Consider the following 26,983-nt stretch of genomic DNA (forward strand, 5'->3'; position numbering starts at 1 on the left):
TGAGAAGTTCTCTCCCAGGGAGTGGTACACTTTTCAATTCCCGTAACTGGTACACTTTTACGTTCCCATTGACACGGCTTCTTCCAGAAATCGATAATGCCGATGGTCCCTTGCAGCATCTCCACGATGCAGGCCATCAGCTTCTTCAGCCTTTGTCGGTGCATGGCGGGCACCTCGCCATTTTCGAAGGCGAGATGCACAACGTAGTCGTAGAAGGTAGTCGCTTCTCTGGTCAGTCCCTCCATGGTCTCGGTCCGGCCCGCCAATGCTTCATTGCGCAGGTGCTCGTACTCATGGACCAGCACCTCCCAGTTGTCCTTGTGCTCCTGGATCAATTTCTCCAGCTTTTCGCTCAGCCGCTTGTAGAAGGCCGGGTCTTCGTCGAAATGGACCGTGCAGTGTTTGCGGATCGCGTGCTCCATCTCGCTCGCTTTGGCCTCCGGGTTCCCCTGGGAGTGCTTCTGGACATTTGCGATAAAATCGTCCGACAGGAGTTCGATGGGTGGGATTTTTGGATTGATCCCCAGGTCGATCAGGTGCTCATTGATCAGCGCCTTCACCTTCTCTCCGGCGTCGGCAATATCAAGAGAATCGTCCTTGTAGCGCTCCTTGACCATACGGAGGAGATAGCCGAAGCGCCGCGCCGGTCCGCGATAGGTGTGCCCTGCCGTGTGGGGTAGGATCAGGTTTAGGCTCTGAAGAAACTTCTTCAGGTAAACCTCGAAGTCAGCCCGGCGCTTAATCTCCTGCATTGCCCCGACTGCCGCATGTACCACGGCCACATCGGCCTCTGGCGTTGGCAGCTCACCTTTAACGAATGCTTCGATTTTCCCCACGCCGGCCACCTGAAAATGCTGCACCAGACGCTGGTAGCGTTCTTCCAGGATCGGTAGCTCGGTGAGACGGTTTTTCAATCCCTGCTGGATGTCCTCAATGTCCTCATCGGAATAGATGCTGAGCGCCTCCATCAGGTGGTTGGCAAGGCCGATGTAATCGACGATGAAGCCCCGCTGCTTGTTGCGCGCCACGCGGTTCACCCGGGCGATGGCCTGCAGCAGGTTGTGTTCATACAATCGTTTGTCGATGTACATCACCTGTTCCACCGGCGCGTCAAAGCCGGTCAGGAGCATGTCACAGACGATCAGAAAGGCGATGCCGGTCAGATCCTTGTCCGGGTCGTCCAAACCGAACGGCTTGCAGAAGTTCTCCACCGCGTTCCAGCGCTTGGCCTCCTTGCGGGCCTCGGTGATGGCGGCCAGTTCGTTGGTGGCATCGGCGGAAACGACGACCACAGTCTTCAGGAAGGCGATACGGCGGATCAGCTCCATGTCGGGCTTTGGCTTGAGCCTTTCCCTGTCCAGGCGCTCGGCCAAAGCGTCGCGGATCGCCTTTTGATAGCGGATGGCCGCCAGCTTGGAGTGGCAGACTACTTGAGCCTTGAAGCCTTCAGGGAGGATGTTGTCGACGTAGTGATCAACCAGGTCACGGGCAATAGCGGCTATGCGCTGCTCGGCTTCGAGGAGGTCGCCGCTGGCGCCGTATTTCTTCTTGATGGCGAGAAGTTCCTCTTCGCTCCGGTCGCAGAAGAGATCCTCGAACTTGGTGTCGAAGCCGTGCTTGTCCTTCAGAGCAGTATCCGCCGTACGCCCCTCGTAGAGGATCTGCAGCGTCGCACCATCGTGCACCGCGTCCATCAGCTTGTAGGTGTCGATGTACTCGCCGAAGCGCTTCACCGTCCGCTTGGTGCCGTGCTTCTCGGTGATGAGCGGGGTGCCGGTGAAGGCGATCCGGGTGGCGTTGGGGAATGCCTCGAAGAGATTTTCCCCTAGGTCTGAGCCCTGGGTCCGGTGGGCCTCATCGATCATCAGCAGGATGCGCTCAGACGGATTGACCACGCCAAAGGTTTCCCCGGACGGCGGAGCGCTATAGGCGGCCAGTGCCTCGGCTACCATAGGGGGGAGCGACTCCTGACGCTCCATGAACTTGTGCACCATCACCATGTTGATGTCCGAGGCGTCGGTCGAAAGGTGCGCGCGGAGTTCGGCCGTGCTCTCGATAACGTTCACCTTCCCGCCGATGAGCTTCGCAGTTCGGGCAAGCTGATCCTCCAGGTCGATCCGATCGTTGACCAGCAGGATCTTTAAGTCCGCAAGGCCACGGGATGCCCGCAGCATCCGGGCCACAAACACCATGGTCAGCGACTTGCCGGATCCTTGGGTGTGCCAGACAACACCTGAACGTTCCTCCGGGCTCCTGCCGGTGCGCAGCCGCTCGATGATCCGACGGGCAGCGCGATACTGCTGATAGCGACAGACCACCTTGACCCGCTTCCCCGAATCGGTATCCATGAAGACGGTGCAGGTGCGGAGCACTTCCAGCAGCGTCTCCGGTGCAAGGAGACCTTGGATCAGCAGTTCCTGCTCCCGTTCGATGCCCAGCGGAGGGGTGTAGCTGCGGTGCTCCTCCCGACATATATCTTTCCAGGCGTAGAAGTGCTCGTGCCCCGAGGTGATGGTGCCGAATTCGGCCTTTTCGCCGCAGGTACGGATCAACAGGAGGTTCGTGTGGAACATCCGCGGCTCTCCCTCCCGCAACCCGGCGGCAGCCGTTTCGGGGCGACCGTTGCGGTAGCGGAGGAGTTGCTCGAAGGCGGCGTGCATCGGATTCGCCGTGGTGGCGTCGCCGATCTTGGCCTCGATCACCACCAGTGGGATGCCGTTCACGAAGAGGACGATGTCGGGGATGATGCAGCTTTTCACACCCCCGGGGGTATCGATACGGAACTGGTTGATGGCGTGAAATCTGTTTCGTTCGGGATGGGCGAAATCGATGAGCTGCACCACCGGATCGCTCTCGCCGGTGAGCTCGTTGCGGTCTACCTGGGCCTTGAGGAAAAGCGACTGGATTGCCTCATTGGCCTCCAGTAGGGTACGGTTCGGCTGGCGCAGGATCTGGGCGGCCAGGTCATCGAGCTGGCGGTCGGTCAGCCAAGGGGTGCCGTCGGCGGTGCGGTTGATGTCGTGTACGGTATTGCGGAACACCTCGGGGAGGAGCCATTCGCGGAAGGTGGTGCGCAGGCTGACCGTAGGGTCGGAGGGGATGAAGCCCTGGCCCTGGTCAATGACCATCCAGCCAAGCGCGGCAAGTTGATCGAGGAACGGTTTTTCGACGTGGAGGTATTCGCTCATTCCTCCCCCAGGTCTTTCAGCCGTTGGCGCCCCTTGTCGGTCAGTCGATAGCGCTGGTTGCTGCTGCGAGGTTTGTCGGGAATGGTCATTTCGACGAGACCTTCTTCAAGCAAGGGATTCAAAACTTGGTCCCTGAACTTGGTGCGGTCTGATCGTCCGACAACGACCATAAGATCGGTCAATGCTTTATTTTCAGAGCAATTACGCAGGATCTCAACTTGGTGCCGACTTAGTGCCAACTTGGTGCCGACTTGTGGGGTAACTTCCCCCTCAAGTTCCCTGGCAGCGCCTTCATGTACCGGTAGGCGAATCAGGAAGGATGTGCGATCATCATCCGTTTCGAATTCAGGCATCGGTGACCCATTCTCCTTCATGACCTTCAGGATCTTCGGAATCCCGGTGGAACGTCCTTCGGTTAGGTCGAGCTCCTTGAGGAATTCCCCGATCCGGCGATTGCGGTAACGGCGACTGACCGCCTTGCCTGCTTGCAGGTCTTCCAGCCGGATGGAACGGTCTGGGCCAGGGAAGCTCAAGACCACTAGGTCGTTCGGGGTAATGCGCACCTCGATAGGCTCCCGCTCCTGGTAGGAACGATGGTAGACAGCGTTGACCACAGCCTCTTCAACGGCAGCATATGGAAAGTTCCAGAAGCGTTCCGCCTCGGCCCGGTCCGGGTGCTTGACGACGGTCTCCTTGAGGTAGTTGCGCTGGATGAAGCCGAGCACCTCGCGGGTCATGCGAGAAAGCGGTCCCCGGAAGATTTTCTCGTCGAAGCGATCTCCTTCCGGACCTTCAGGGAACCAAACCACGTCGATCTGGGTAGCGGGGAAGAACTGGTGCGGCTCTTCGTTGAAGAAGAGGAGGCCGACGTTCTTCGGCAAAGGTGCTTCTGACGGGCCGACGACAATATTCATCTGCCGGCCGAGTGCTTCAATTGAAAGGGTGTGGGCCTCTTCCGCGAGAGCGCTCCCCACCTCGCGCAGGAATTCTTCGATCAGACGCGGCGAGAGATCAGCCAGCGATGCGGTTTGGTTGTAGCGGTCGTCAAAGGGGACCGTGGCGGCCAGACTGACCAACTCACGCTCGTCTTCACCCCTGGCCTCGATGGTGCTGGCATAGCGGCGGATGTAGTAGTGGTGCGTCTTGTGTTTCGCGGTTACGGCCTGCGGTGCCTTGTAAGGGCGATTCTGCCCGCCGGGCGCCCAGAGGACTATCAGTTTTTTCCCGACGTACTCCTCGACGCTCAGGATCGGAAAATAGGGAGGCTGGATCTGGTTACAGTAACCGAGCAGTTCCTGCTGGATTCTGTCCAACTGATCGTCGGGGAGCCCGACTGGCGGAAAGATCGGCCGGCCTGAGGCGTCGCAGTCCTGTCCAATGACGACATAGCCGCCACCGAGGTTTTCAAAGTCGTTGGCAAAGGCGCACAGAGTCCGGATGATCGGGTCGGGGTTCCAGCCCGCCTTATACTCTATCCGTTCGCCTTCGACGGTGCGTTGACGGAGGAGGTCGGTGAGGTTTATTGGGAGTTTGCTGGTCATTGGGGGGCCTCTGGCTGAGCAATGCAAGTACTGTTCAAGCAATCAGAGGTTGTCTCATTTGCTTGTAAGATGCTCAAAAAATGAGAATTGATTTTGCTGGCCATGCCAGAAAATGCTTCTAATCTATTTATCAGATCCTTAATTTTATCCTGTTTGATGTCTGCTGATGTTTTAGGCGTCAAAGTCTCTGCATCTTGAATGAGATTAATAACAACCCTAACATCAAAGTCGTTATTCTTCCCGGCAACATCTGCTAAGGCAACCCAATCTTTGCTCTTATCGACAGCCGCCTCTGCCGCCGCAGCCAAACAATAACGGATGAGTGCTCTTGCTGTGTAATCAATTCCAGAGGCAAGCCTCAGCCATTCAGCAGTTTCGGAAGACTCATCATGCTCGTCTTCTGCTGCAGATCTTATCTGACGGTAATATCGTGGCGTAGCATCATCTGGATCAAGACTCTGGAGTGCATTGAATACAGATTCGAACTCTTCAAATGGTCGCTTACCACTCGGCAGTTCGCTTCGATGAGTCCAAAGGTTCAAAATTGAGTCCGCGCAAATGGACATTTTCTTCTCACGATCTTCTCCGGTAGCAGATTCGACATCAGCTATCTTCTCTGAAATGTAATGGGCCATCCAGCGGCCAAGTGTATCCACCGACTGATCAAGACCGAGTTCCTCTACTATTTTTTCTCCAAGTTTTAAGACACCATCAGAGTGCATGTAATTCTCCGTTAGCCTTCAAAACTATGATTCTGGTATAGGGAGGTATGTATCCAAGACCGTCATCTTTGTAACCCTCGTAACGATAGCGGCGCATATCCCGTTCAATTTCGACTTCAACTATAAGGTCCATGTTCGATTTACCAAGCAATTCTTGGACAAAGGCAGATGAGGCAATAAGGCGCCTGCCACTTTCTGTTTCCGAGTCATCGTCCTTACTACGGCAACTGCCCCATACCTGTGACCAGAGCACTTCTTTACGGGTACCCTCTGATTGAAGATGCCACGATCGGAATTCACTGTCCGATTGAATCTGAAGAAGTTCGCAAACAAAATTTGCTGGTTTCAGTGTTGGATACCTGATGTCCCCCGCCCAAGGATCATATTGATCCAGCTTGCTATCATGATCACGGTTATTGACCCAACCTTTAAGCTGAAAACCCATAGAATCAAATTCCATACGATCATCATTAGCAGCAGGGATGCAATAGTCGTGGGGATTAGAGGCCGTTTGTAATGCCCTTAATAACGAAGCGGATCGATCTGATGAAACCAATGCACTACTGATATTCACGTTTTCCTCTCGTCGACCTGACATTGAAGTCCATCGCCCCCAGAGAGTCATTCTATCTTCATCGACGCTGAGAACACGGTTAAAATCCGTCTTGCATACGGACCACCGCCAAATATCTTCTTGCTTCTCATTTTTCCATTCTGGCCATTCTAAAGGGGTTGGGTCTCTTCGATCTGCCAACCAGAAGCCATCCGCCCGAGAAAGCAAGTGCCATTTAAGCCAGTCATTAAACTCATCGTCCAACTCATCAGGTTCCTGGTGAATAGAGACTGTTTCAAGTAATTTGCCGGCAACAGTCATCAACGCGTGATAAGAAAGGTAGAAATTGAGGTCATCCATCTGTGGATAGGACCCATGGGAATGGCTGGAAGCACCGTCACCGAAATAGCCACGTCGCGCACGAGCATCCTTATCCCAGTTTCCATACTCCAAAAGCCGCCAATCATCACATATGACCTTCTCTGCTTCAGTCTCTATCTCCGAAGAGCTCATCCCGAAACAATCGCCCAGATTCTCGAACCAATAACGACTAATATCGTATCCGAAGGTGAAGCGCTTTGCCCCAGACTCCCTGTGCATTGGGTGGACATGCTGTTTATGTCGCTCATATCGCTTTGATGAAATTACTGGCAAGGAAGGTTTATTCACGGCATTGAGTTGGTCAATCACGCCAACATCAAGCTGCAGGTTTCCACTAGTGGCTAATGCAAGAGCGGCCTTTGCAGCAAAATGCCGGACAAGAACGTGCCGCTCATCTTTCAGTGCACAGCGAACGAGGAAATCAGCGCAGGGAGTAATGGTATCTGGATGGTCCAACGCCGCTCGGGATAGAGCAATTAACAGCCATTGGCGCGCGTGGAGATGATAAAAATGGAGACGCGAATCTGCAAACGGCCCGCCTGATTTGCCATGAGTCAGTTCGATTAGATGACTTAAAACCGCCTGCTCACCGAGTGCGCAAAGCCCCCGAACAACGTGAGCAGCTTCCCAGCGAAGACTTGACTCGGGTGCGGCCAAAGATGACCAAATATAGCCAGCAAGAGCTGCATTAATGTCGTCTGGTGGCATTAATGCAGCAGCCCATGGACCGTCTCCGTCATCCTCATCAAGAATAGAATCGAAGAGACCTAAGCCGAATTTCAACGCTTCCAGGGCTTCGTCATGCGAGAGTTTGCCAGCCAGCAAACCGACAAGGGTGAAAAGTCGACCAGACCCAATGATTTCGCTAGCCTGACCGATTGAATCCAGAACAACGTCTATTAGGTCCTGCTCCGAGATTCCTGAAATTACTGAAGCGGTTTGCAGGGGAAGCTGCTGATAGTACCGGTTTTTCGTTATCTCCATGCAATGCCGACTTAAAACTCTTTTGACTGCGTCCGCAAGTGCTGATTTAATCGCCATGCGGGATTTCCATCTTTCGGGAAATTGCTCCAATAGAATGCGAACATGGTAAAGGTCAAATTCAGTTGATGCAGAAAAAGAGGCAATAAATTCGGGCTCTTTACCGACTGACACCCTGAGGAACAATTCTTCAAAAAATCTTTCGTGGAAGTAAGGGGGGGGATAACTCTTGAATCTAGCGTTTGCAGTAGAGAGTCCAGTCGAGGAGTGTAAGTCTAGGCCATCAAATATCACATCCCAATCTTTATCCTTATTTAGGACAGCACAATTGCCAGTGTAATGCTCCCTTTTGTAAGAATTGTTCTTGAGATTAGCAAATTGGATAATCTGATCGACATCTGGTATGCTGAGTCGATTTGCTGCCGCTATTTCTTTGAGATCTTCCCATACAGATGGATCTTGATTTTCCAGACGCACATAGCAAAGGACATGATTCAACACAGCTTCTCTGTCCCCATGAGAGGAACAGGCATTTAACGCCTTTCTTACCAGGTCAGAGTAGTCCCACTCCACCCTAAACCCGACCATTGCAGGTACAACCTTTGGGTCAAGGGCGCTTCGCTCGAGCAAATAGTGAATCGTTGTCGGAAGTAGGCGCTTTGACCACCCAAAATGCCTGTCTCGCCAACGGCTCATTATGGCTAGGCTCGAAGATGCACACAACCCCGCAATAGCGGTCATAGTGCCCTTCCATTCAAAGTGATCACTATTGTAGTTTTCCGCTACCTCTGTACATCTGGCCAAACGATAAGCGGTTTCCGGGACAGGACGGGTGGGATCGGCGGCACGGTCTGCTAAATCCAATAATGCTTGCCAGCGGTCGGGAATCTCATCTCCAATCTTGCTGGCAACCTCTACCGCTTTCTTAAAATACTCAGCAGCTTCCGATTTGTCCGCGCCTACAATAGCCCTTGCAAGCGCAATATATGACTGCGCTTTAGATTCGGCATCTTCTCTCGCATCCCTCGTACGCTCGTACGCTCGTTGCGCGAATTCATAAGCCGTGCTTTGAAAGGAAGTTAACTGGGCACACAGACGAGAGAGTCTTGTCAAAGTTGGAGTATAAAGTGGCCGTTTGAGCGAGTCTGCCCAGCTTATGTATTCCTGCAACTGAACGTCATTATAAATGCCGCTATCGACCAAGATGTCCAGCCAGATTTCCGCAATTTCATCCGAGGTATACGAATCTTCGCGATAGCTGATGCGCGTTGCGCTGGCAGATTCCTTCAGTACAGCCGCTATTTCGGTATCAAGGGCTGCAGAGTCTATTGGTGTGAGACGATTCTTCGCCCAAAGCACGTGCCAGGGGAGCAAAGCCCCGACGTTCTCCTTAAACTCTTGAACACCGCGAGAATCATGCGGACCTTTCTTGTCTTCAAGCTGTTTACGAAGTTCCGGATGAGCCAAATCTGCAGGTTGAAGGTTGCATTTCTGTAATGCAGCTCTCAGCGCATAAGCACGAAGGAAAGGAAGTCGATGTCCACCAAATCGCGAAGCCAAGCCAATTGGGGGCTTGTCTGGTAAATATCGCGTCAAGACTGACGCAAGAATGTCATTCCCACGTATCCTGTGCGAGTGTGCCGCCTCAACAAGAGATGTAATCGCTTGAAGCACCGTTTCTTGATGATCAAAACGGATAATCTCAACTCTTACTCGTTTATGGATAACAAGTTTCAGAGCTCGTTCAACAGCCCCTTTGGGTGGATTTTTATGGACTGTCCGTAGTTCAAGTGTGATTGCTAGCAGAAGGCAAAGATTGTTGGTAGCGTAGATGGCGAGTTCATCTAGATCATCGTATCGACAGTGGTCGATCAGTCGTTTCGCAATAATTCGTCCTGCTCTAAAGGAAACCTCTCTTGGTGTCCATCGGCGAAGTTCAGCAGCACATGCCTTTGGTCCATGCAGATTAAATTGTGCGATCGCTATCTCGGCGATATCGTCATCATCAACGCGTTCATGCTCTCGCTCTTCCTTTGGTAACTGACTCCAATTTTTTAGCCATTCGTAGGCCATACGGAGGCGGCTGCGGGCATCACCTCTGAAGTCATTAACATGAGAAAGAAGCCCTGCCTCGTAGGCATGATGGGCACCGACCCATCCGCCACCAAACGTCCTTCGCGAAACAATTTCCTGAATCCGCTCTGGTTCAAGGAGTGCCGCAACAAGGTCGGTATTGTCTTGGAAAAGTTTTTGTTGTCTGGCGTCTCCGGCTGTTTCCTCTCCGGCTTTGAGGGCGAGTTTGGTTGCATCGACATAGCGTCTTGCTCGAAGGCTTGCCTTGAGGGCAAATTGCAGCCGTTGGATCTCCACATCCCGCTTTTCGATTGGATTAGCTGGGAGAGAGGACGACGATAGAGCGAGTTCGACCAGTTCGGTTAGCTGGCCAGCTTCCAGCATCAGCTGTGGAAGGGTTGATGCTACATAGGCGCTTGTTGATGAAAGCGGCTGTAAAGCATCAACAAAGTTGGACAACCGTCGAGCAGCAGGTTTAAATCGCTCGCGGAACCATGTTTCAACGGGCTCATCCCTGAACTGAATTGCATCACCCATCAATAATAATGGGCGACCAAGGTCGTGCGCGAAACTCCTGACCGCTGAAACATGGACTCCAGAGACAGCAGCCAAAACCGTAACGGGGACGAGCGGCCGTAACACCGCGAGGGCCGCACAGATCGACTCAATTTGCGATTGCTCCGCATGGCCCACTCGATCGCGCATCTGAGCTATTGCGTGCTCTAGCAGAGCGGCTATCGTAGCATCTACAGTTGTCGGATTCGGTCCCAGAGACCGAAGAATTTCAGGAAGAGGACAAGCTTGTTCCAACGCAGTAGCCTGAACACGAGGGTTGTGCGATGTCAGACGATGGAATTCATCAACATCGTACTCAACTGCATCAGGATAAGTCTGTCGAAGAAGTGTTGCTGTCTCGTCACGGTTAAAAGGCTTCAGTTCGATAGGCAAAACTGATGGTGGGGGATCAAGCAGGTTTTGTCTTTCTGTTCGGCAAAAAACTACCAACCGCAAGCCGTCAGGTATTGGTTCCCGTAGTAGGTCGCGGGCAAATGAGTGTTCCCCGCCAAACTCTTCTGAGGCCATCTCAGCATTGTCGGCGGCATCGATGGCAATGCATAGAAGGGATTGTGTGTTCTTGGCTTTGATTGCCGAAATACTTTGCTTCACGCGATGGGCAAAGGCGCGCAGATAGTCCGTGCTGTCGGCATTAGTCGAAGGAATCAATGGATCACAGAGACCAAGCGAAGCAAGTTCATTGGCGATTTGAACAAGTGCATCCTTGTGCCGATGCCTAGGACTTCCCGCCCGCCTATATTCGCCGTTGCCGAAGCAGTCATAGACTACGGTAACCGAGTTCGCAGGCAAGTAGTCCTTAATCCTTTGTGACAGAACAGATTTCCCAACGCCTCCCTCTGCATGCACTATAACCGGTATCTGAGCCGCAACTATATTGGCCATAATTTCGGCTTCTTGAATGCGAGGTATAGATTTATCTGCAGATTCAATGCGAGAAGAGGCCGGGAAAAGCAAATCCTCGGTTATTCCCAGTACTCTCAATACATCAATTTTGGTTATGGATGGATTATTTTCACTTTCCGATAATGCTCTCCTAGTCACCAATTCCTTGAGCTGAATAGGAGCATCAACATCATTTCCGGCAAGATATGCTTTGGTTTCCAGTGCTAATATTTTACGTTGGATCCAGTAAGCTGCATGACCGCCTTCAAATTTCAAAAGCTGGCAAAATGCTGAAAGTTTCGAGCCTGTTAGTGACGTAAACCTTTCAAGCTTTTTAAGTTCGTTAGGATGCCGGCTTCTTGCCATAGAAGCTGCATCCTCGATAGCCTCGATAAAATCAGAATTAATAGGACGATTGGATATAAAGCAAAATTCAAATCGTTTACCTAGGTTCCCAGTCCCAAAGCGATTTTCGAGTTCAAGGTGTCTCTTTGCAAAGCCACGGATGGTTTTTTCTAAGCCACTGGGAGGCCATGCCTCGGTAGGATTTTGGGTTGAATGCTTTAGCTGAATATATCTGACAAAGGTCGCTTTCTCGAGATCCTGACTACCATAGTACTCGCCGACGTCAATCAGTTCTTCGCCGGCCTCAACAGAATCGCCAGATGCAATTTCCTCCGATGAAGGCCCTTCAATTGTGATTGCAACAAGGCCAGATGCGGGCGATAGAAGCCGCAGGCAACGACGGGTAGCCCACAGATAGTGAAACTGATCTCCATCCCTACTGAATCTGACTTTAGAACTTTCACCCATTATCTCTACCTAAGTATTATAAGCTTCAACTAAACCGCCCGCGAATATAGCCAGCCACTTCCTTCAACTGCAGTGCAATGGATGAATTCCCACTCCGGACATAGAACTTGTCTGATTTAACACCGTTTTTATCTGTTTCCTGAACATACAGAGGGGTACCCCCCTTTTTGATATCGATCCGGCAGATTTCCCTATCTTCAATCTGCGGGAAGCTCGCGGCAATACCTGTCGCAGCGAATGCAGCTCCAAACTGCTGATTCAGCAGATTTCGGAGATGGAGTTCGAATTCATCAGAGTTGCCGCTCAAAGAGTTGAAGTCATGTTCTAGCCCAAGAATTTCTCCTTCATCATCCACGCCGATTAGGAGTGTACCTCCTTCAGAATTACTGAAGGAGGTAATCGATTTTATAATCACTTGCTCCAATTTCTTATCAACAACCGATTCTTGATAATTCCAGCGGAGCGAGGACTTAAATTCAAGACCGGAGCTTTCACCTTCCTCAATTAGTTCCTCAATCGGAGTCTCTAGCGCTGTATCCTCCGTCTTTGTTATTTTATCAAGGAAGTTATTTAGCTCATCAGCAAGCATACGCCGGCGTTCCGCCAAAAACGCCTCAAAGTTTTCCAGCTTCCATAATTCACGATCTAGAGGGATCGATTGTAATTTCAGTGCGGTAGGATGGTTCTTTTCCACCCCATCCAGGTAATTTTCCGCCGCGATGTTTGATTTTGACCTGTTTGCCAACTGAGTGAGTACAGCCCTATTGGTAATTTCCTGGGCAAGCGAATATTTCAAGCGGTTGTTGATGTCGTAACCGTTCTCTTTCAGGATGGAATAGGGGAAGATGTGATCCCATTCGAGGACAAACTTCTTACCCATGTTCTTTCTGATACCCAGACCAGTGGTAAAGCAAACAGCATTCCTGCTCTTGAAATACCAACGCATTAACGCCCAAAGGGGGTGACGAATATCAACGCCGACAAATTCATCCTTGCTGATTGCCAGAGGTCGTTCCACCTTGATAACGTTCAGGAGATCGTCAAAAGGATTCGACGACTTGGAGACAATTCCCACGTCCTTATCCAGTTTTTGAGGGGTCTGACTGATATAGCGTTGCCGAATCTGGGAGTAATAGAACCATTTGATGATTTTCTTGATTTCATCTTGGGTCAGATGCTTCGTCCCGCTCCTGAAGCGATTAAACGTGTAAACAATTATTGGTACCAAGGCAAAAACCGAATTGATCTCCTGGGTATGATCGATATAAGCGTGGGTTTTTAGAATGTTCATCACATAATCGATAACATCCTTCTCAAGAAGCTCCCATGCTGCCTTGGCCTGCTCCAGATTGTCTGGAGTGTGCAGTTTTTTCATCTCCGATCCGGCGTTATGCAGGCATCCGAGCATCACGAAGACAAGAAAATCCAGTTTGAAAACGAAACCATTCTTCTCAAGTTCCAGGAGTTTCGCCTTGAACAATTCCCGGGCATTCGGCCAGTAACCGCACATCTGCGCCAAGGCAAGTTCGGCATCTGTGAGGTTAACGCCGCTGGCGTTGACGATATAGAAAATGTCGATTGCTTCCTTAATACTAGCCTTAACCGGGATCGACTGTTCCAGGAAATCACGTTCAGGAATCGCCTCAATAACCTTGAAATTGTCGTCGATGAGGTCATCACGTTCATCCGAGACGGTTTCTTTCTGCCGCAATGCCTTGACCACATCTTTTGACCGGACTTTCTTCTTGAAGATGTCGGTCACATTCACCCAAAGAGGATTATTCTCCATCAGCTGCTTTTTGAAGTATTGAAGGTCAAGAGTTTCCACGTTCACGTAAAGGTTGCGGGTATCGTGGGTAATCTCTTCAGGCTTGTAATAGGGGGGGATTTCTCCGCGAATGAGCATGTAGAGTGTGGTAATCCTCTGCTGGCCGTCGAGAATTAGCTTCACGGCCCCCTGCTTCGGATCGTACTTCCACTTCCCTTTCAGCTCTGGAGGGTTATTAGTTTCCCAGGTGAGCATAGTCCCCGTTGGGTAGTCCTTGATGAGAGAAGCGATGAGGTATTTCGCATCGTCACGGCGCCAAACGTATTCGCGTTGGAATGCAGGAACAAAAAGCTGGTTTTCGTCAATTTTGTCCAGTATCTGGTTAACTTTCATTGTGCTTCTCCTGGGTTAGCTTGAACCCGACCACTCAGCAAGTCATGCATGAGGCCGTTTTTTTGTCGGCTGAGCTTAGAAACAATTTTTTCTTCATTCTCAACAACCTGGTTTGCACTCAAATAACGATCGAGAATTTTCTTTTGTTCTTCAATTGGAGGTATTGGCAGCCTAAGGGTCCGTAAGGTGGATGACTGTATAGCCTCCATAACTGCGCCTTGGGAGTGTCGTGCAAACCAATCTTTCACCCAGTGTGCGTGGTTAAGCTGCCAACAGACAAGCTCAGGAATAACTAGTTCTGTATCGAACGTCATCGTCCAAATGTGCTTGGATGAAAGTGCCTTGGTAATGCCATTGGGAACCACGCAGCATCTGCCAACTGTGCCCATAATCGTAATAATGACGTCTCGCGGGAAAACAGAGTACCTGCTTAGTTCCTGAAACTTCCGTTCAGTGACGAATCGATGAAATCGGGGGGCAAATCGTTCAACGAAAATATTGTCGATACCAAGAAGTGGGATACCTTCTTCAACCAGCTCATCCTTCAGCAACGCACTGCCAAATGGACCGCTTCGCATTGGACATGCAGTCTTTGCCAGAAGTTGATCGACCGGCAGGCAATTCCACTCCTTCGGAATCCACCCAAGCGGCGACTCTTTGTAGAGATCGGGCGCCTGCTCGCGGGAAGGGCGGAGACAGCCGTCAGGGGTGACGCCGCGGATGAAAAGGTCGTGCATCAGACCAGCCTTGACCTGCTGCATCTTCGCAATCAGCGCCTCAGTCTGCTCAATCGCTTCGTCCAGGGTCCGAATTATGTCACCAATTTTTTTTTGTTCATCAGGGGCTGAAGGAGCCTTGAGATGAATTCTTTTGAGTGTCGAGAGGGAGATTCGAGTTCGTGTTGTACCCGTTGATAAACGCTCAGCCTCACGTCGAAATTCGGCTCCGTTTATTGAAGCTGCTATAAAAGTCGAATCGTGCCGCCTATCCAGTCGAAGTTTTATCAAATCAGCAACAATGAGGCCCTGCTCGACATTATCGGGTACAATACACGCACGCGCCAAAGGGTCTGCCATTTTGGCAATGAGTAAATCACCTGGTTTTACCAAGCATCGGGAGAGAGAAGCCGCTTTTAGTTTCGAAGTGTATTTCACGTTTTCATTGATAAAGTGCCCATCTCCTAAGTTTTGGAGTTGGAGGATTCGAATACCATCTTCTGTATAATCCGAAACCTTAAGGTCAGACCCAAATGGCCCATCCACAAAGGAATTGGGTTCGGTTGATGCGAACACACACAAAGGCTCTTTCACCCATCCCGCAGGTAACGAATCACTCATACCCCAACTCCACCAAAAACCCCTTCAGCTTCGCCGCCGCGGCATTCCGCCGTGCCTCGATCTCCCCGGTCGTCACGGCATACTTCCGGTGCAGGTTCTCCAGCGCCGCCAGGCATGCCCGCTGGTCTGCCCGTAGATACCCTTCGTAGGTTTGCACCAGCAACCGGCGCAAGCGGTCGAGGATCACCGCCTTGGCCTCCTCTGAGCTGATCTTATCCCGGGCAGCAGCAACCAACTCCTCCTGCTTCTTCTCCGTGGCCCGCAACTCGGCCTTCAACTGCTTTGCCTTGTCCTCCAGCGCCTTGTGGCGGGCAAGTCGTTCCTCGATCTCCCCGGCACGGGCAAGGAATACTTTGGCGTCACGGTTTTCCTTCTTGGCAAGCTTACCCTGGGCCTTGGTCTCCTTCAGTTCGGCCTTGAGTGCCTTGACATCATCGGCAGGAAGCACTCCGGTGTCGTCGCTGTCCTCGTAATCCTCCTCATCGGCAGCGGCAAACAGGGCGGCAAGCTCTGCCAGCCGCAGCCGTTTTTGCTCCATGTCCGCCAGGATCTCAGGGAACTGGCTCTCCAGGATGTCGGCGTCGGGGATTAGCTCCGCCCCCCAGCCACTGGCAGCGATGGATTTGAGGTCGGCCTTCAGGTCGTCCACATACCGGGCGAAGGCGCCGCGGATCTGGTAGTCATTCAAGAGGCTCTGCACTGAGAAGGCATCAGTAATGGAAGCTAGCAGTCCGCTACGCAACTCGTAAATGTTCCCCTTCTGGCCGTTCCTGAAGGCTATTTTATCGATCAGCGGCTGATTATTGGTCCACCAGTCGCCCAGGGTCTCCAGAATGCGACCGTGGGCCGCAACCACGCCAGGGGCGAATTTGACCAGCTCTGACAGGGCACGGCGGTCGGTGACAGCGGGGGCGAAGCCGGCATAGGTACTGTCGTCGCTCCGGGGAACAAAGCAACGTTCCCGCAGGCCGGGGTAGTTTTCCCAGTACCGGGAAAGGGCCTCGATCTCCGCCACCGGCACGCCGCCGTGCAAGTGTGCGCGCACGTCGTGGGGCTCTGGTGGCGGGGCGTTGTCCACGTAACGACGAATGTTGCAGTTGTACTCCTCGGCTTTGATCTCGTCTTTTGGCACCAATCGGGCATAGCCGGGCACGTCCTTCTGTTCGCGATAGACATGGACGATCTTGGCGATATCCTCGGGACGCAGGAAGTTCTGTGCCTTCCCCTCACGGTATTCCCGGTCGGCGTTGATGAAAAAGACATGATCGCGATTGGCTGCGTCCTGTTTGTTCAGCACCAGCACACAGGCGGGGATGCCGGTACCGTAGAAGAGTCCGGCTGGAAGACCAATGATCGCCTCCAGCCATCCCTTGTCAATGAAGTGCCGACGCGCCTCCTTCTCCTCTCCACCGCGGAAGAGGACGCCGTGGGGCATGACAGTGGCCATCTTGCCGTCGGCCTTGAGCACTGACAGCATGTGCTGGACAAACATCAGGTCGGCCTTCTTCCCCTTCTCAGGCATCCAGACGGCGAAGCGGCCGGGGTAGTCGATATCCTTCCTTATGTAATTCTGGGAAAAGGGAGGATTGGCAAGTACCCGGTCGAAACGGGCCAGCTCGCCGCTTTCGGCCTTGTGCTGCGGCCGGCGCAGCGTATCCTCCTGGCGGATGTCGGCGTGTTCGATGCCGTGGAGGAGCATGTTCATCTTGCAGATAGACCAAGTGGTGCCGATGCTCTCCTGCCCGGCCAGGGTCAGGTCGCGGGGGTCGCCGCCGCACTCGCGGACGTAGTCGCGGGTCTGGATCAGCATGCCGCCGGAGCCGCAGGTGGGGTCGTAGACGCTCATGCCCGGCTGGGGATCGACGATCTCCACAAGGGTACGCACCACATCGGCCGGGGTGTAGAACTCCCCAGCCTTCTTTCCGGCGGAGTCGGCGAAATACTTGATCAGGTATTCGTAGGCCGCCCCAAGCAGGTCGGGAAACTCGAAATTCTCGTCCCGCAGCGGGATCTTCTCAAAGTTCTGGATGAAGTTGGCCAAGGTGTCGTCATCGAGGGAACGCTGGCCGATCTTCTTGTTGAAGTTGATCCCCTTGAGCACGTCCTGGAGGGCATCGACATTGGCATCCTCTAGCGCTTCAAGCGCCTTGTTGAGGGCCGTGCCGACATTGGTCTTCAGGTGGCGGATCTTCGACCAGTGGGCTTCCTCAGGCACAAAGAAAGTGTACTTGTCCGAGTTGGCAAGTTGGGAAGCGATGACGGCATCTGCCATCCCCTTGGCCTTTAACTCCTGGGCGAGTTGTTCCTTCTCCTGGTCGAACAGGTCGGAGAGGCGCTTCAGGAAGAGCATGCCGAAGATGTATTCCTTGTATTCGGAGGCATCCATGTTGCCGCGCAGGTCGTCACAGGCGCGGAACAAGAGGCTGGAAAGCTGACTGAGGGTGAGTTTGGGCATCAGAGGAGTTTCTCCAGTCGCCAGACGGCAATGTAGTCGAGTAGGATCATAGTTCCGGCTCCACAGTATCATTCGGCAGGAGTCTCCAACGGACTACCTGTCGGACCCCTTTGTGCGGTTGCGATGAAGAAAGCGGAACAGGAACCGGTTTTCGGGTATTGATATATTCGGCAAGGCCTTCGGCCAGTGCTGATTCCCCAATCACCTCAAGCAAGTACCCGAGACGTTGTGACCATGCAACAGGAGATAGCTCGGCAATGGCCACCAGCTTCATGGCGTCAAGTGATTCCGCCAGTTCGGTCAGAACAGTGGCGGTATTGTCAAGCCCACCTGCATGGTGTGGATAGCCGGCCAAATCAAAGGCAGTGACCTCCGGCGTCGAGACCTTCAGGTAGCCACGATCTGTTTTGAAGTCCATGGTAGGCATGGCAGCAACATTCTTCCGGACAATGAAATCGATCCTCACGCCGCCGCAGGTAATCCCGGGGCGAGAACGCTGAACCACCACCTGGAAAGTCTGGGGATGATGGTGGGCAGCACCGTGATGCTCGGCAGCAGTAAGGAGTCCTGCGTAATAGGGCTCTTCAAGGTGGGTCATCAACGCCGGTATAAAGTGATTGGCCGGTAGACACCCCAGCTTTCTATATTCCGGGGTAACAATTACATAGAACCCCCGGAGCGGCATGGCGATCTTCCCTTTATGTCGCAGCCGACGCAAGGCAGCGCGGGTGGCAATGACACCGGACCCAAGCGCCGCAGCAGCCTCAACACCGGAGAAACAGTAGATTCCCTGGGCGAGCAGATCATCTATGTAGTGAGAGACAAGCATGTTCTCTTAGATACGCCAAATAAACATTAAAAGCAACATTGCCAGTTGTTTTTACGGCTTGACGTGTTTCTAATTGAAATTTCTATGCAAAAAAGAGGCTCGAGACCGGGAGTGGTATTAAAGGAACGGTACCACAAAAAAGTGGTATGTAAAGTGGTATGCAAAAACAAAAAGGACTTAAGCTAAGCGCCTAAGTCCTTGATTTTTTGGAGCGGGAAACGGGATTCGAACCCGCGACCTTCAGCTTGGGAAGCTGACATTTTGGTGTTTCAGCGTCTTTCAAAATGTTACTGTTTTTATCATCATTCAATTGTATATCATTGACATATTTCATATTTTACCCTATTTTCTATTTCCAGATGTTTCAGTTTGCCTCCCTGTTTGCCAACCATAAAACGGATGCAAAACGGATGCAAAGGGGTCAAGCGACACTCAAAAAGGATGCAAAACGGATGCAAAGAAAATGGGGAAAACGATGAAACAATTTACCGACCGTTACCTCACCTCTCTCAAACCTCAAGATAAAAAATATGTCGTAAGAGAGGGTCGAGGATTCGCGATCCAGGTACTGCCATCGGGAACAAAGACATTTATGTATATCTTTGAACTGAACAAGCAGAAGGGGTACCTGCTGCTCGGCAATTATCCGGCCATGTCCTTGGGAGATGCCCGAATAGCTTACAACGACGCATATAAACTCGTCAAGAACGGCATTGATCCACGTGAGGAAAAAAGAGCCGCCATTGAGGAACAATCTCGATTGGCAAATGAGGCTAAACTTCAAGCTGAAGTTGCAGCCCTTGCTGCCGTAAAACTGGAAAGAGACTCCTTCGAATCCCTCATCGCGGATGAAATCCCCGAAGGTTACACCCCGATAACCGTCGAGCAGCTTGCTGCGGTATGGTATATCAAATACTCGAAGGAGAACCATTCAGAACGATGGCGTGAGACGATCCTCAGCGCTTTCAAGACTCACATCATTCCCGGCATTGGCAAAATGGAAATTTCCACAGTCCGACACAAGCATGCTGTTTCTCTCATCGAACAAATTGCATCCAAGGTCCCTGGATCTGCTCGAAACGTTATGAAATTTGGCAGACAGATGTACAAATATGCCTGCCGGCAGGAGTGGGCAGAGATTCAACCTTTCCAAGAGATCACAGCATCTGTCCCTAAGATCGCCCCCAAAACTGATGATCGACATCTCGATGACGACGAGATTGTGAAAGCGTGGGCAGAGATCAGCAACTCCTCAAGCTCCAAAGAAGTCAAAAGAGCTTTGAAATTAATTCTTGTAACTGCTCAACGTCCTGGTGAAGTAGCACAACTTCATCGAGATCAAATCAAGAACAGATGGTGGACGATCCCTGCCGAGGTCGCGGGAAAGAATGAGCGTGAACACAGAGTCTACCTGACCAATACTGCACTGGAGTTGATTGGAGACGGAAAAGGACATATTTTCTCGTCTGTGAGGGGCAAAAGAGGACATATTTCCGAAAACGCTCTTTCACAAGCAATAAATCGAGGCTATTTGGACGACAATGTCGTGAAAGTTGTTGGGAATAGAAAGATCAAAGCGCGTAAAGAGCCCTATTTTGGAATGAAACCATGGTCACCGCATGATCTTCGACGAACTGCGCGAACAAATATGGCTCGGGTAGGTATTTCAGATGAAGTTGGTGAAGAGGTTATTAATCACATCAAGCCAGGTATTGTTGGGGTATACAACAAATATCGCTATGATGAAGAGAAAAAGGATGCCCTGCAAAAATGGGAGGTCCTCCTTCATGAAATACTGGCAGCAAAGCAGTCCGATGGATGAAATATTTTCTAACCTACTTTTCGGTTCAAGCCTAACTTTAGATGAGGTATTGTTTCAATTTGCTCCCCCCTGCCTCTCCCCTCAGACCGGGGGAGGGGGCACAACAGATTATTCCTAATTTTTGAAAAGGATAGGAAAGTGAAATGACTAAGGCTGATATTGTTGAGCGCGTATCAGAAGGATGCGGGATAACAAAAAAAGTCTCTTTTGATATGGTTGAAGCTGTCTTCAATATAATAAAATCCACGCTTGAAGCTGGCGAAGAGATTAAGATATCTGGTTTTGGGAAGTTCGATGTGAGGCAAAAACGTGAACGTAAAGGGAGAAATCCTCAAACCGGGAAGTCTATTGTTATAGAAGCCCGTCAAATCCTTTCGTTCAAACCAAGTACGATCCTCAAACAGTCTTTAAATGAAATAAAATAATGTTGCCACACCACAGATTATTTGCAATCGTCCCGCCAAAGACAGTTTGTTTGCCCACATTCCGATGCTAAGCCGGTGTCAAAGCAGGGAGTATTGCCCTCTTCTGCCTGAATTGCCCTGACGATCTCAACTTTTTTCAATTTGGTTGTACTCAGTCCGTGCTGAACGGCTATTTTCTTGATGTCGGTCAGATTCATCTTCGTGTTTCTCCCTTGGTTATTCGGTCTTTCTTTTAACAAACGCCTCTTTGCAGTGTTCGGAACAAAAGTAGAATATGCGGCCATGCCGCTCGACAGTACTCGTTGCCGCTATTGACGGGATGCGCATACCACAGACGATATCCACGACCGTGTTGTCTTTCTGGTACATAGGATGAGTTTCCAGGCGGAAATAAGTGTCGATGAAATCGAGAATTCTGTCCTCAACCCATCCAGACAGTGCATCGTCATTGCCTGAAATCTGGAAGGTGTCTTCAGTATTCCGAGTAAAATCCATCAGAATTGGGAAGATACTGAGGTCATAGCGGGCAGTGATGTTTTCTGTTTCTCCTGCTGACAATGCAATTGCAAGTCTCACTGTTGCCGGGAACCGGGGGGTATGGGCAAATTCGCAGGCGCAGATGCATTCCATGTCGGTAACCAGCATCTCAACCTGAGCATTTTCAAAGTTCGTCGCCAACTCCTTCATGCGTGGCTTTACAACGGATTCAATAGCGTTCTTGGCCACTGCTGCATAACGTTCCCTCTGATCCAGCATTTCCTTCATTTTTTCATCCAACTGGCGCTGGTTATCAGCTATCTCTCGTTGATGCAGTTCGAAACGGTTGCGAATCCTTTCCGTCAGGGAGATTCTTGGCTCCATGGCAATTCTCCTTCCTCAGCGGCTAAAGAAACAACTAATCCCTGAATTTTACATGACAAGCTGCACAGACTTCCTCAACCTTTTTGAATGCCTTTCTTGCACCGTTAAAGTCTCCCTTTCCCGCCATTAACCGAGTCGATATTAAGGTCAACTCCAAAGATTCGGCTAACTCCACAAATTTTTTGTGCTGCTTGACATTTTTATGCGGCCTTGACTTCTTCAAATCAGGGATTGCCCGCAGCATCTTTCCTGCTTGAAGTTCCACTGCTGCCGCATCACCCTTTTCAATAGCATTTTCAAGGTCTGCCACCACAAGGGAAAACATTGGCATTATTGCATGCAACCTTTTCATCTGCTCATCAGCTGCATGTTTATCATGCTTTTCCGTGCCATGGGCAGAAGCAACACCGGAATAGACCAGACCTGCCACAAGCATTGTTGCCGCAGCAACGTACCTGTTTTTCATTGAGTATCCCCCGACATTATTATCAATGCTCCTTCACTTCCAATAACCAGACATTATCACCCTCAGCTTGCCTGCCAAGTTTGTCAACTACTTTCCAGTGTACCCGTATCGGCAGTCGCTCTTTGAAATGGGATGAGTCCTTTGGTTTCAAGACTGCCGCCATGTCGAACACGGAATGGTAGATGTCCCCTTCATAAGGCTTGCCGTCTTTGGAGAACAGCTTCAACTCCTTCACGTCAACCGGACGGTCGAAGAATACATTCACATCCTCAACATTGCTGGCGCCTTTGTCACGCATGGCAGTGACACTCAGCAGACGAGGCGGTGTTGGCTGCTGAACTGTGCCATCCTCGGAGCCATTTGCCGACGCGGTTAATGGCACATCCTTCCCATCAACCTGGAACCGGATATCTTTGACTCCCTTGAACTGATGCAAGGTCAAGTTTAAAGCACGAGCAAAGTCATCAGAATTTGCCGCATTCAACTCTTTACTGAAGCTCAGGGTGACGATCCCTTGATCATCTTTTAAAGATAACAGTCGAGTCCCGCTCGCGACAGAAAGGAATTCTCCCTGATAACTGCCAATGTCCATGCCACTAAGCAGGCGCTCCACCGCTACTTTTTTTAGGCTTCCTTCGTCAAAGGTGAAAAAAGGAAATGGAACCACCTTTCCCATTTCTTTGCTCGACGGGAAATAGATCACAAAAGCATATGCAGTGCCTTTGTCTACAGGCGGCGCAGCACCAAAATATTTTTCATAGGCAGCGGTGGTCACTACTTTGCCAAGCTGAGTCGGTGCAGTTGATTGCTTACCCTTGTCGCAACCAGCAAGCGCTACCACAAAAACCATTATCAATAATACAACGAGACGTTTCATTCTTGCCCCCGAACGACAATGGGGATGGTCCATAGCCTGAACCATCCCCATGTTGCAACTTGGATGCAGGCTATCTTATTTAACCGTGTACCAGAATTTTGCGCTGCGGGTTTTACCGTCTTTCAGTTGAAACTTGGACATAACCCCGTATTTACCCTTCTTTGACAGGTCAAAATCGCCGCCGAAATGTCCCTGCATCCCCATCAGGTCCTTGGTCTGATCGCTTTTGTCCGGGTTTTGCACCTTGACCGTGACCTGTCCCTCGGTCAGAGCCTTACCGGTTTTGGCATCCTTGAACTCTACAGCGATATGGTGGGTCTCCTTCATCTCTTTCGGCATCTCCATGTTCATGGCCTTCATGTGCTCTTTCATGCTCATGACCTTGAAAGTCGCCTTTACACCATCCACAACTTCTTCATGGGCGACATCACCTTGATGACCGCCATGCCCCATATCGTGTCCGCCACCATGATCGCCATGGTCTGCAGCAAAAACTACCGGGGCACTGAGAGCAAGAATTGCGGCAACTGCCAGAATCAATTTTTTCATGTCGTAATTTCTCCTTTGTTTGAGGTTAAGATGTCACTGACGAATTAATGATGTGAATGTCCGCCGCTACTATACTGATCTGAGCGATAGGTTGACCTGTCAAATTCCGCGCAACCGGATACCACTGCCAAGAGCAACATCAGACTAACCAAAAGCAATACTTTATTCATGCCGCAAATTCTCCTTCTCAAGTGATTGACCACGATATCTATCAAGCAGTAACGATGCCAAACCATATCTATCTAATATTACTTACTTTGCTGAGACAGATCGCTTATCGCTTTAGAGAATATTCAACAGGTGCGTAGCATATTCCTCAATGCTGCGAGTGAACCCCTTAGTGCTTCATCCCCGAATAGTGCAACTTCCCTTTTTTCAGGTCCCGCTTCTTCATCAGCACAAAGATCACCGGCGTCATGATGAGGACGTGCACCGCCGAGGAGATCATGCCGCCGATCATTGGTGCAGCGATCGGCTTCATGACGTCGGCGCCGGTGCCGGTTGACCACATGATCGGGATCAGACCGAGGAGCGCTACGGCTACAGTCATCAATTTCGGCCTGAGCCTGAGCACCGCACCCTCGAAGGTCGCGTCGTAAATGTCCTGCTCCGAACAGGGGCCGTTGATCAGCTTTCTGTCCAGAGCCTCATGCAGGTAGATGACCATCACCACCCCGGTCTCCACGGCAATGCCGTACAGGGCGATGAAGCCGACCCAGACCGCCACCGACAGATTATATCCGAGCGCCGAGACTAAGTAGACCCCTCCCACCAGGGCAAAGGGCACCGAGAGCATGACCATGCTCGCCTCCAGGGCCGAGTGGAAGGTGAAGTAGAGCAGGATGAAGATGATCACCATACCGAGCGGTATCAGCACCTGCAGGCGGGCCTTGGCCCTGATCTGGTTCTCCCACTGTCCTGACCAGGTCACATAATATCCCGGAGGGAGCTTGAGTTGCTTCTCCAGTACCTGCTTGGCCTCGGTCACAAAGCCACCCATGTCTCTACCGCGCACATTGAGGAACACCAGCGAGCGGAGCAAACCACCTTCGGAGTTGATCTCCGGTGCACCGGTGGAGACCTTCAGCTTGGTGACCAGCGATAATGGCACTTGCGCACCTTCCATTCCGGCTACCAGGATACGGCGGATGGCCGGGATGTTGTCACGATAGTCGCGCAGATAGCGGATGCGGATCGGGAAGCGGTTGCGTCCTTCGACTGTGGTGGAGAGCATCTCGCCACCTAACGCGGTTTCGATGACATCCTGGATATCGCCGACATTGACGCCATAACGGGCCGCTGCCTCCCGGTCTATATCAATATCGATGTAGTTGCCGCCGGTAACCCGCTCAGCAACGACATCCGCGGCCCCCGGAATCGGCTTGAGTATCGCTTCCGCCTGCACTGCCAGATCCTTAAGCACGTTCAGGTCATTACCAAAAATCTTGACCCCCAGGTCAGTTCTGACCCCGGTGGAGAGCATGTTGATCCGGTTGATGATCGGTTGGGTCCAGCCGTTACGCACGCCGATCTGCTGCAGCTTGGAGTCCAGCTCTGCCACGATGTCGGCCTTCTTGAGTCCGGGACGCCACTTATCCTTGGGTTTCAAAATGATGATGCTCTCGAACATGGAAACCGGCGCCGGGTCGGTGGAGGTCTCGGCGCGTCCCACCTTGCCGAGGACATGCTCTACCTCGGGAACGCTTTTGATGATCCGGTCCTGAACCTGAATCAGCCGCTTGGCCTCGGTGATGGAGACGTTGGGGAGGGTTACCGGCATATAGAGCAACGACCCTTCATCCAGCGGCGGCATGAACTCAGAACCGAGCTTCATGAACATCGGCACAGCGATGGCCAGGGCAACGATATTGAGAAAGATGGTGGTCTTCTTCCAGACCAGTACCCAGCGGATGACCGGGGAATACAGCTTGATAAAGAACGTGGAAACTGGATTTGAGCTTTCCGGCGGCATTTTGCCGCGCATGAAGAAGTACATCAGTACCGGCACCAGAGTGATGGCGATCATGGCCGACCCCATCATGGAGAAGGTCTTGGTGAAGGCCAGGGGATGGAACAGTTTCCCTTCCTGCCCCTCCAGCATGAAGACCGGCACAAAGGAGAGCACGATGATCGCCAGGGAGAAGAAGATCGCCCGACCGACCTGTTTGGCGGAGGTGATAACCACCTCAAGCCGCTTTCCGGCACGCTCTTCAGGAGGCATTTCAGAGAGATGGCGGTAGCAATTCTCTACCATGATGACCCCGGCATCTACCAGCACGCCAATGGCGATGGCGATCCCTCCCAGTGACATGATATTGGAAGTGACCCCCATCAGCTTCATGGTGATAAAGGCGATCAGAACAGAGATCGGGAGCGTCAGCACGATCACCAGAGCGCTCTGAAAATGCAGCAGGAAGATCAGGATCACTAACGAAACAACGACCGATTCCTCCAGCAGGTTTTTCTTCAGCGTGTCAACTGCCCGCATGATCAGGTCGGAACGGTCATAGGAGACCATGATCTTCACACCTGGCGGCAGCCCCTTTTCCAGCTCCTTGATCTTTTCCTTGACCCGGTGAATGACGTCATGGGCGTTCTCGCCGTAGCGCATGACCACGATGCCCCCCACCGCCTCGCCTTCGCCGTTCATCTCCAACAGACCGCGTCGGATTGCGCCCCCCATCTGCACGGTTCCCAGGTTCCTGACATAGATCGGGGTGCCGCGCATGTCAGCGCCAACCACGACGTTTTCCAGGTCTTCCTTGGATTTTACGTAACCGCGACCACGAATCAGGTATTCGGCATCAGCCTGCTCGATAAGCTTGCCACCCACGTCTTTGTTGGAAGCCTTGACCGCATCCATCACTTTGCTGACCTTGATGTTGTAGGCAAACAGCTTACTTGGATCGAGGTCGATCTGGTATTCGCGCACCAGCCCGCCGATGGAGGCAACTTCAGCTACCCCTTGCACGGTGTTGAGCTGGTAGCGGACGAACCAGTCCTGGAGGGTGCGCAGCTGCTCCAGGTCGTATCCTTTGCCTTCGATGGTGTACCAGAAGACGTGCCCCACACCAGTGCCGTCCGGGCCAAGAGTCGGCACCACGCCTGGGGGGAGCAGCGACGCGGCGTAGTTCAGCCGCTCAAGCACACGGGTTCTGGCCCAGTAGATATCAGCCTTGTCCTCAAAGATCACATAGATCATGGAGAAGCCGAAGGCGGAAGAGGCGCGGACGGCGCGGACCTGGGGTAGCCCCTGCAGGTTCACCGCCAGGGGGTAGGTGACCTGATCCTCCACCACCTGCGGCGAGCGCCCGGGGTAGTCGGTAAAGACGATGACCTGATTGTCGGACAGGTCCGGTATGGCATCAACCGGCGTCTTGTACACCGACCAGACCCCCCAGGCGATGATCAGCCCAAAGAGCATCAGGACGATGACCCGGTTGCGGGCGCTATATTCGATGATTTTTTCTATCATGGCAGCATTCCTTGTC

General features: G+C 51.9%; 16 protein-coding genes. 2 read left to right on the forward strand and 14 right to left on the reverse strand.

All coding sequences use genetic code 11. The annotated features are described in order from the left end of the window. The 8 genes from KI811_RS15735 to KI811_RS15770 form a co-directional block, all read right to left on the reverse strand. The coding region (locus tag KI811_RS15735) for a type I restriction endonuclease subunit R (RefSeq protein ID WP_214187427.1) at positions 1-3,188 on the reverse strand (3,188 nt) is incomplete at its 3' end. Beyond that, complete coding sequence (locus KI811_RS15740) at positions 3,185-4,729, reverse strand: Fic family protein (protein ID WP_214187428.1); 1,545 nt, start codon at positions 4,727-4,729, stop codon at positions 3,185-3,187. The genes KI811_RS15740 and KI811_RS15735, both read right to left, overlap by 4 nt. Continuing rightward, positions 4,726-5,451: an AVAST type 3 anti-phage protein Avs3b gene (gene avs3b / locus KI811_RS15745; protein ID WP_214187429.1), complete on the reverse strand. Its 726-nt coding sequence runs from the start codon at positions 5,449-5,451 to the stop codon at positions 4,726-4,728. The genes KI811_RS15740 and avs3b overlap by 4 nt, the downstream gene beginning before the upstream one ends. Beyond that, on the reverse strand, positions 5,441-11,710 hold the full coding sequence (gene avs3a, locus KI811_RS15750) for an AVAST type 3 anti-phage nuclease/ATPase Avs3a (protein ID WP_214187430.1): 6,270 nt from the start codon (positions 11,708-11,710) through the stop codon (positions 5,441-5,443). The genes avs3b and avs3a overlap by 11 nt, the downstream gene beginning before the upstream one ends. 25 nt (positions 11,711-11,735) lie before the next feature. Further along, the gene (locus KI811_RS15755; protein WP_214187431.1) at positions 11,736-13,871 is read right to left on the reverse strand and encodes a GmrSD restriction endonuclease domain-containing protein; all 2,136 of its coding nucleotides are present in this window, start codon (positions 13,869-13,871) and stop codon (positions 11,736-11,738) included. Next, complete coding sequence (locus KI811_RS15760) at positions 13,868-15,208, reverse strand: restriction endonuclease subunit S (protein WP_214187432.1); 1,341 nt, start codon at positions 15,206-15,208, stop codon at positions 13,868-13,870. The genes KI811_RS15755 and KI811_RS15760 overlap by 4 nt, the downstream gene beginning before the upstream one ends. Continuing rightward, positions 15,201-17,663: a type I restriction-modification system subunit M gene (locus tag KI811_RS15765; protein WP_214187433.1), complete on the reverse strand. Its 2,463-nt coding sequence runs from the start codon at positions 17,661-17,663 to the stop codon at positions 15,201-15,203. Before KI811_RS15765 ends, KI811_RS15760 begins: the two co-directional genes overlap by 8 nt. Positions 17,664-17,709: 46 nt before the next feature. After that, positions 17,710-18,492 carry a type IV toxin-antitoxin system AbiEi family antitoxin gene (locus KI811_RS15770; protein ID WP_214187434.1) on the reverse strand — a complete coding sequence of 261 codons (783 nt, stop codon included), beginning with the start codon at positions 18,490-18,492 and terminating at the stop codon, positions 17,710-17,712. Between the two features lie 475 nt (positions 18,493-18,967). On the opposite strand from KI811_RS15770, the gene KI811_RS15775 reads away from it, so the two are divergent. Further along, positions 18,968-20,314, forward strand: coding sequence for a tyrosine-type recombinase/integrase (locus KI811_RS15775; protein WP_214187435.1), 1,347 nt, complete (start codon positions 18,968-18,970; stop codon positions 20,312-20,314). 143 nt (positions 20,315-20,457) lie between these two features. Next, positions 20,458-20,739 (forward strand): integration host factor subunit alpha, encoded by a 282-nt coding sequence (locus tag KI811_RS15780; RefSeq protein ID WP_214187436.1) that lies wholly within the window; start codon positions 20,458-20,460, stop codon positions 20,737-20,739. Between the two features lie 17 nt (positions 20,740-20,756). On the opposite strand, the gene KI811_RS15785 is transcribed toward KI811_RS15780, so the two are convergent. From KI811_RS15785 to KI811_RS15810, 6 genes are all read right to left on the reverse strand, one after another. Then, entirely contained in the window at positions 20,757-20,936 is a 180-nt protein-coding gene (locus KI811_RS15785) for an SAP domain-containing protein (protein WP_214187437.1), read from the reverse strand. A gap of 19 nt (positions 20,937-20,955) precedes the next feature. Continuing rightward, positions 20,956-21,600 (reverse strand): YHS domain-containing protein, encoded by a 645-nt coding sequence (locus KI811_RS15790; RefSeq protein WP_214187438.1) that lies wholly within the window; start codon positions 21,598-21,600, stop codon positions 20,956-20,958. Between the two features lie 34 nt (positions 21,601-21,634). Next, entirely contained in the window at positions 21,635-22,066 is a 432-nt protein-coding gene (locus KI811_RS15795; protein ID WP_214187439.1) for a cytochrome c, read from the reverse strand. A gap of 22 nt (positions 22,067-22,088) precedes the next feature. Further along, the gene (locus KI811_RS15800; RefSeq protein WP_214187440.1) at positions 22,089-22,943 is read right to left on the reverse strand and encodes a GerMN domain-containing protein; all 855 of its coding nucleotides are present in this window, start codon (positions 22,941-22,943) and stop codon (positions 22,089-22,091) included. A gap of 75 nt (positions 22,944-23,018) precedes the next feature. Further along, a complete protein-coding gene (locus KI811_RS15805) occupies positions 23,019-23,492 on the reverse strand; it encodes a hypothetical protein (RefSeq protein ID WP_214187441.1) in 474 nt (157 codons plus the stop codon). A 337-nt stretch (positions 23,493-23,829) separates the two neighbouring features. Beyond that, the gene (locus KI811_RS15810) at positions 23,830-26,967 is read right to left on the reverse strand and encodes an efflux RND transporter permease subunit (protein WP_214187442.1); all 3,138 of its coding nucleotides are present in this window, start codon (positions 26,965-26,967) and stop codon (positions 23,830-23,832) included. Positions 26,968-26,983: the final 16 nt, after the last annotated feature.

Source organism: Geobacter hydrogenophilus (genome assembly GCF_018501225.1).
In the GTDB taxonomy this organism is placed as follows: Bacteria; Desulfobacterota; Desulfuromonadia; order Geobacterales; family Geobacteraceae; genus Geobacter; species Geobacter hydrogenophilus.

Excerpts from the sequence above, each read along its gene's own strand:
- KI811_RS15800 (WP_214187440.1), bottom strand. The coding sequence starts at position 22,943 with ATGAAACGTCTCGTTGTATTATTGATAATGGTTTTTGTGGTAGCGCTT.
- KI811_RS15785 (WP_214187437.1), bottom strand. The coding sequence starts at position 20,936 with ATGAATCTGACCGACATCAAGAAAATAGCCGTTCAGCACGGACTGAGT.
- KI811_RS15775 (WP_214187435.1), top strand. The coding sequence starts at position 18,968 with ATGAAACAATTTACCGACCGTTACCTCACCTCTCTCAAACCTCAAGAT.
- avs3b (WP_214187429.1), bottom strand. The coding sequence starts at position 5,451 with ATGCACTCTGATGGTGTCTTAAAACTTGGAGAAAAAATAGTAGAGGAA.
- KI811_RS15780 (WP_214187436.1), top strand. The coding sequence starts at position 20,458 with ATGACTAAGGCTGATATTGTTGAGCGCGTATCAGAAGGATGCGGGATA.
- KI811_RS15790 (WP_214187438.1), bottom strand. The coding sequence starts at position 21,600 with ATGGAGCCAAGAATCTCCCTGACGGAAAGGATTCGCAACCGTTTCGAA.
- KI811_RS15810 (WP_214187442.1), bottom strand. The coding sequence starts at position 26,967 with ATGATAGAAAAAATCATCGAATATAGCGCCCGCAACCGGGTCATCGTC.
- KI811_RS15805 (WP_214187441.1), bottom strand. The coding sequence starts at position 23,492 with ATGAAAAAATTGATTCTGGCAGTTGCCGCAATTCTTGCTCTCAGTGCC.
- KI811_RS15770 (WP_214187434.1), bottom strand. The coding sequence starts at position 18,492 with ATGCTTGTCTCTCACTACATAGATGATCTGCTCGCCCAGGGAATCTAC.
- KI811_RS15755 (WP_214187431.1), bottom strand. The coding sequence starts at position 13,871 with ATGAAAGTTAACCAGATACTGGACAAAATTGACGAAAACCAGCTTTTT.
- KI811_RS15765 (WP_214187433.1), bottom strand. The coding sequence starts at position 17,663 with ATGCCCAAACTCACCCTCAGTCAGCTTTCCAGCCTCTTGTTCCGCGCC.
- KI811_RS15740 (WP_214187428.1), bottom strand. The coding sequence starts at position 4,729 with ATGACCAGCAAACTCCCAATAAACCTCACCGACCTCCTCCGTCAACGC.
- KI811_RS15795 (WP_214187439.1), bottom strand. The coding sequence starts at position 22,066 with ATGAAAAACAGGTACGTTGCTGCGGCAACAATGCTTGTGGCAGGTCTG.
- KI811_RS15760 (WP_214187432.1), bottom strand. The coding sequence starts at position 15,208 with ATGAGTGATTCGTTACCTGCGGGATGGGTGAAAGAGCCTTTGTGTGTG.
- avs3a (WP_214187430.1), bottom strand. The coding sequence starts at position 11,710 with ATGGGTGAAAGTTCTAAAGTCAGATTCAGTAGGGATGGAGATCAGTTT.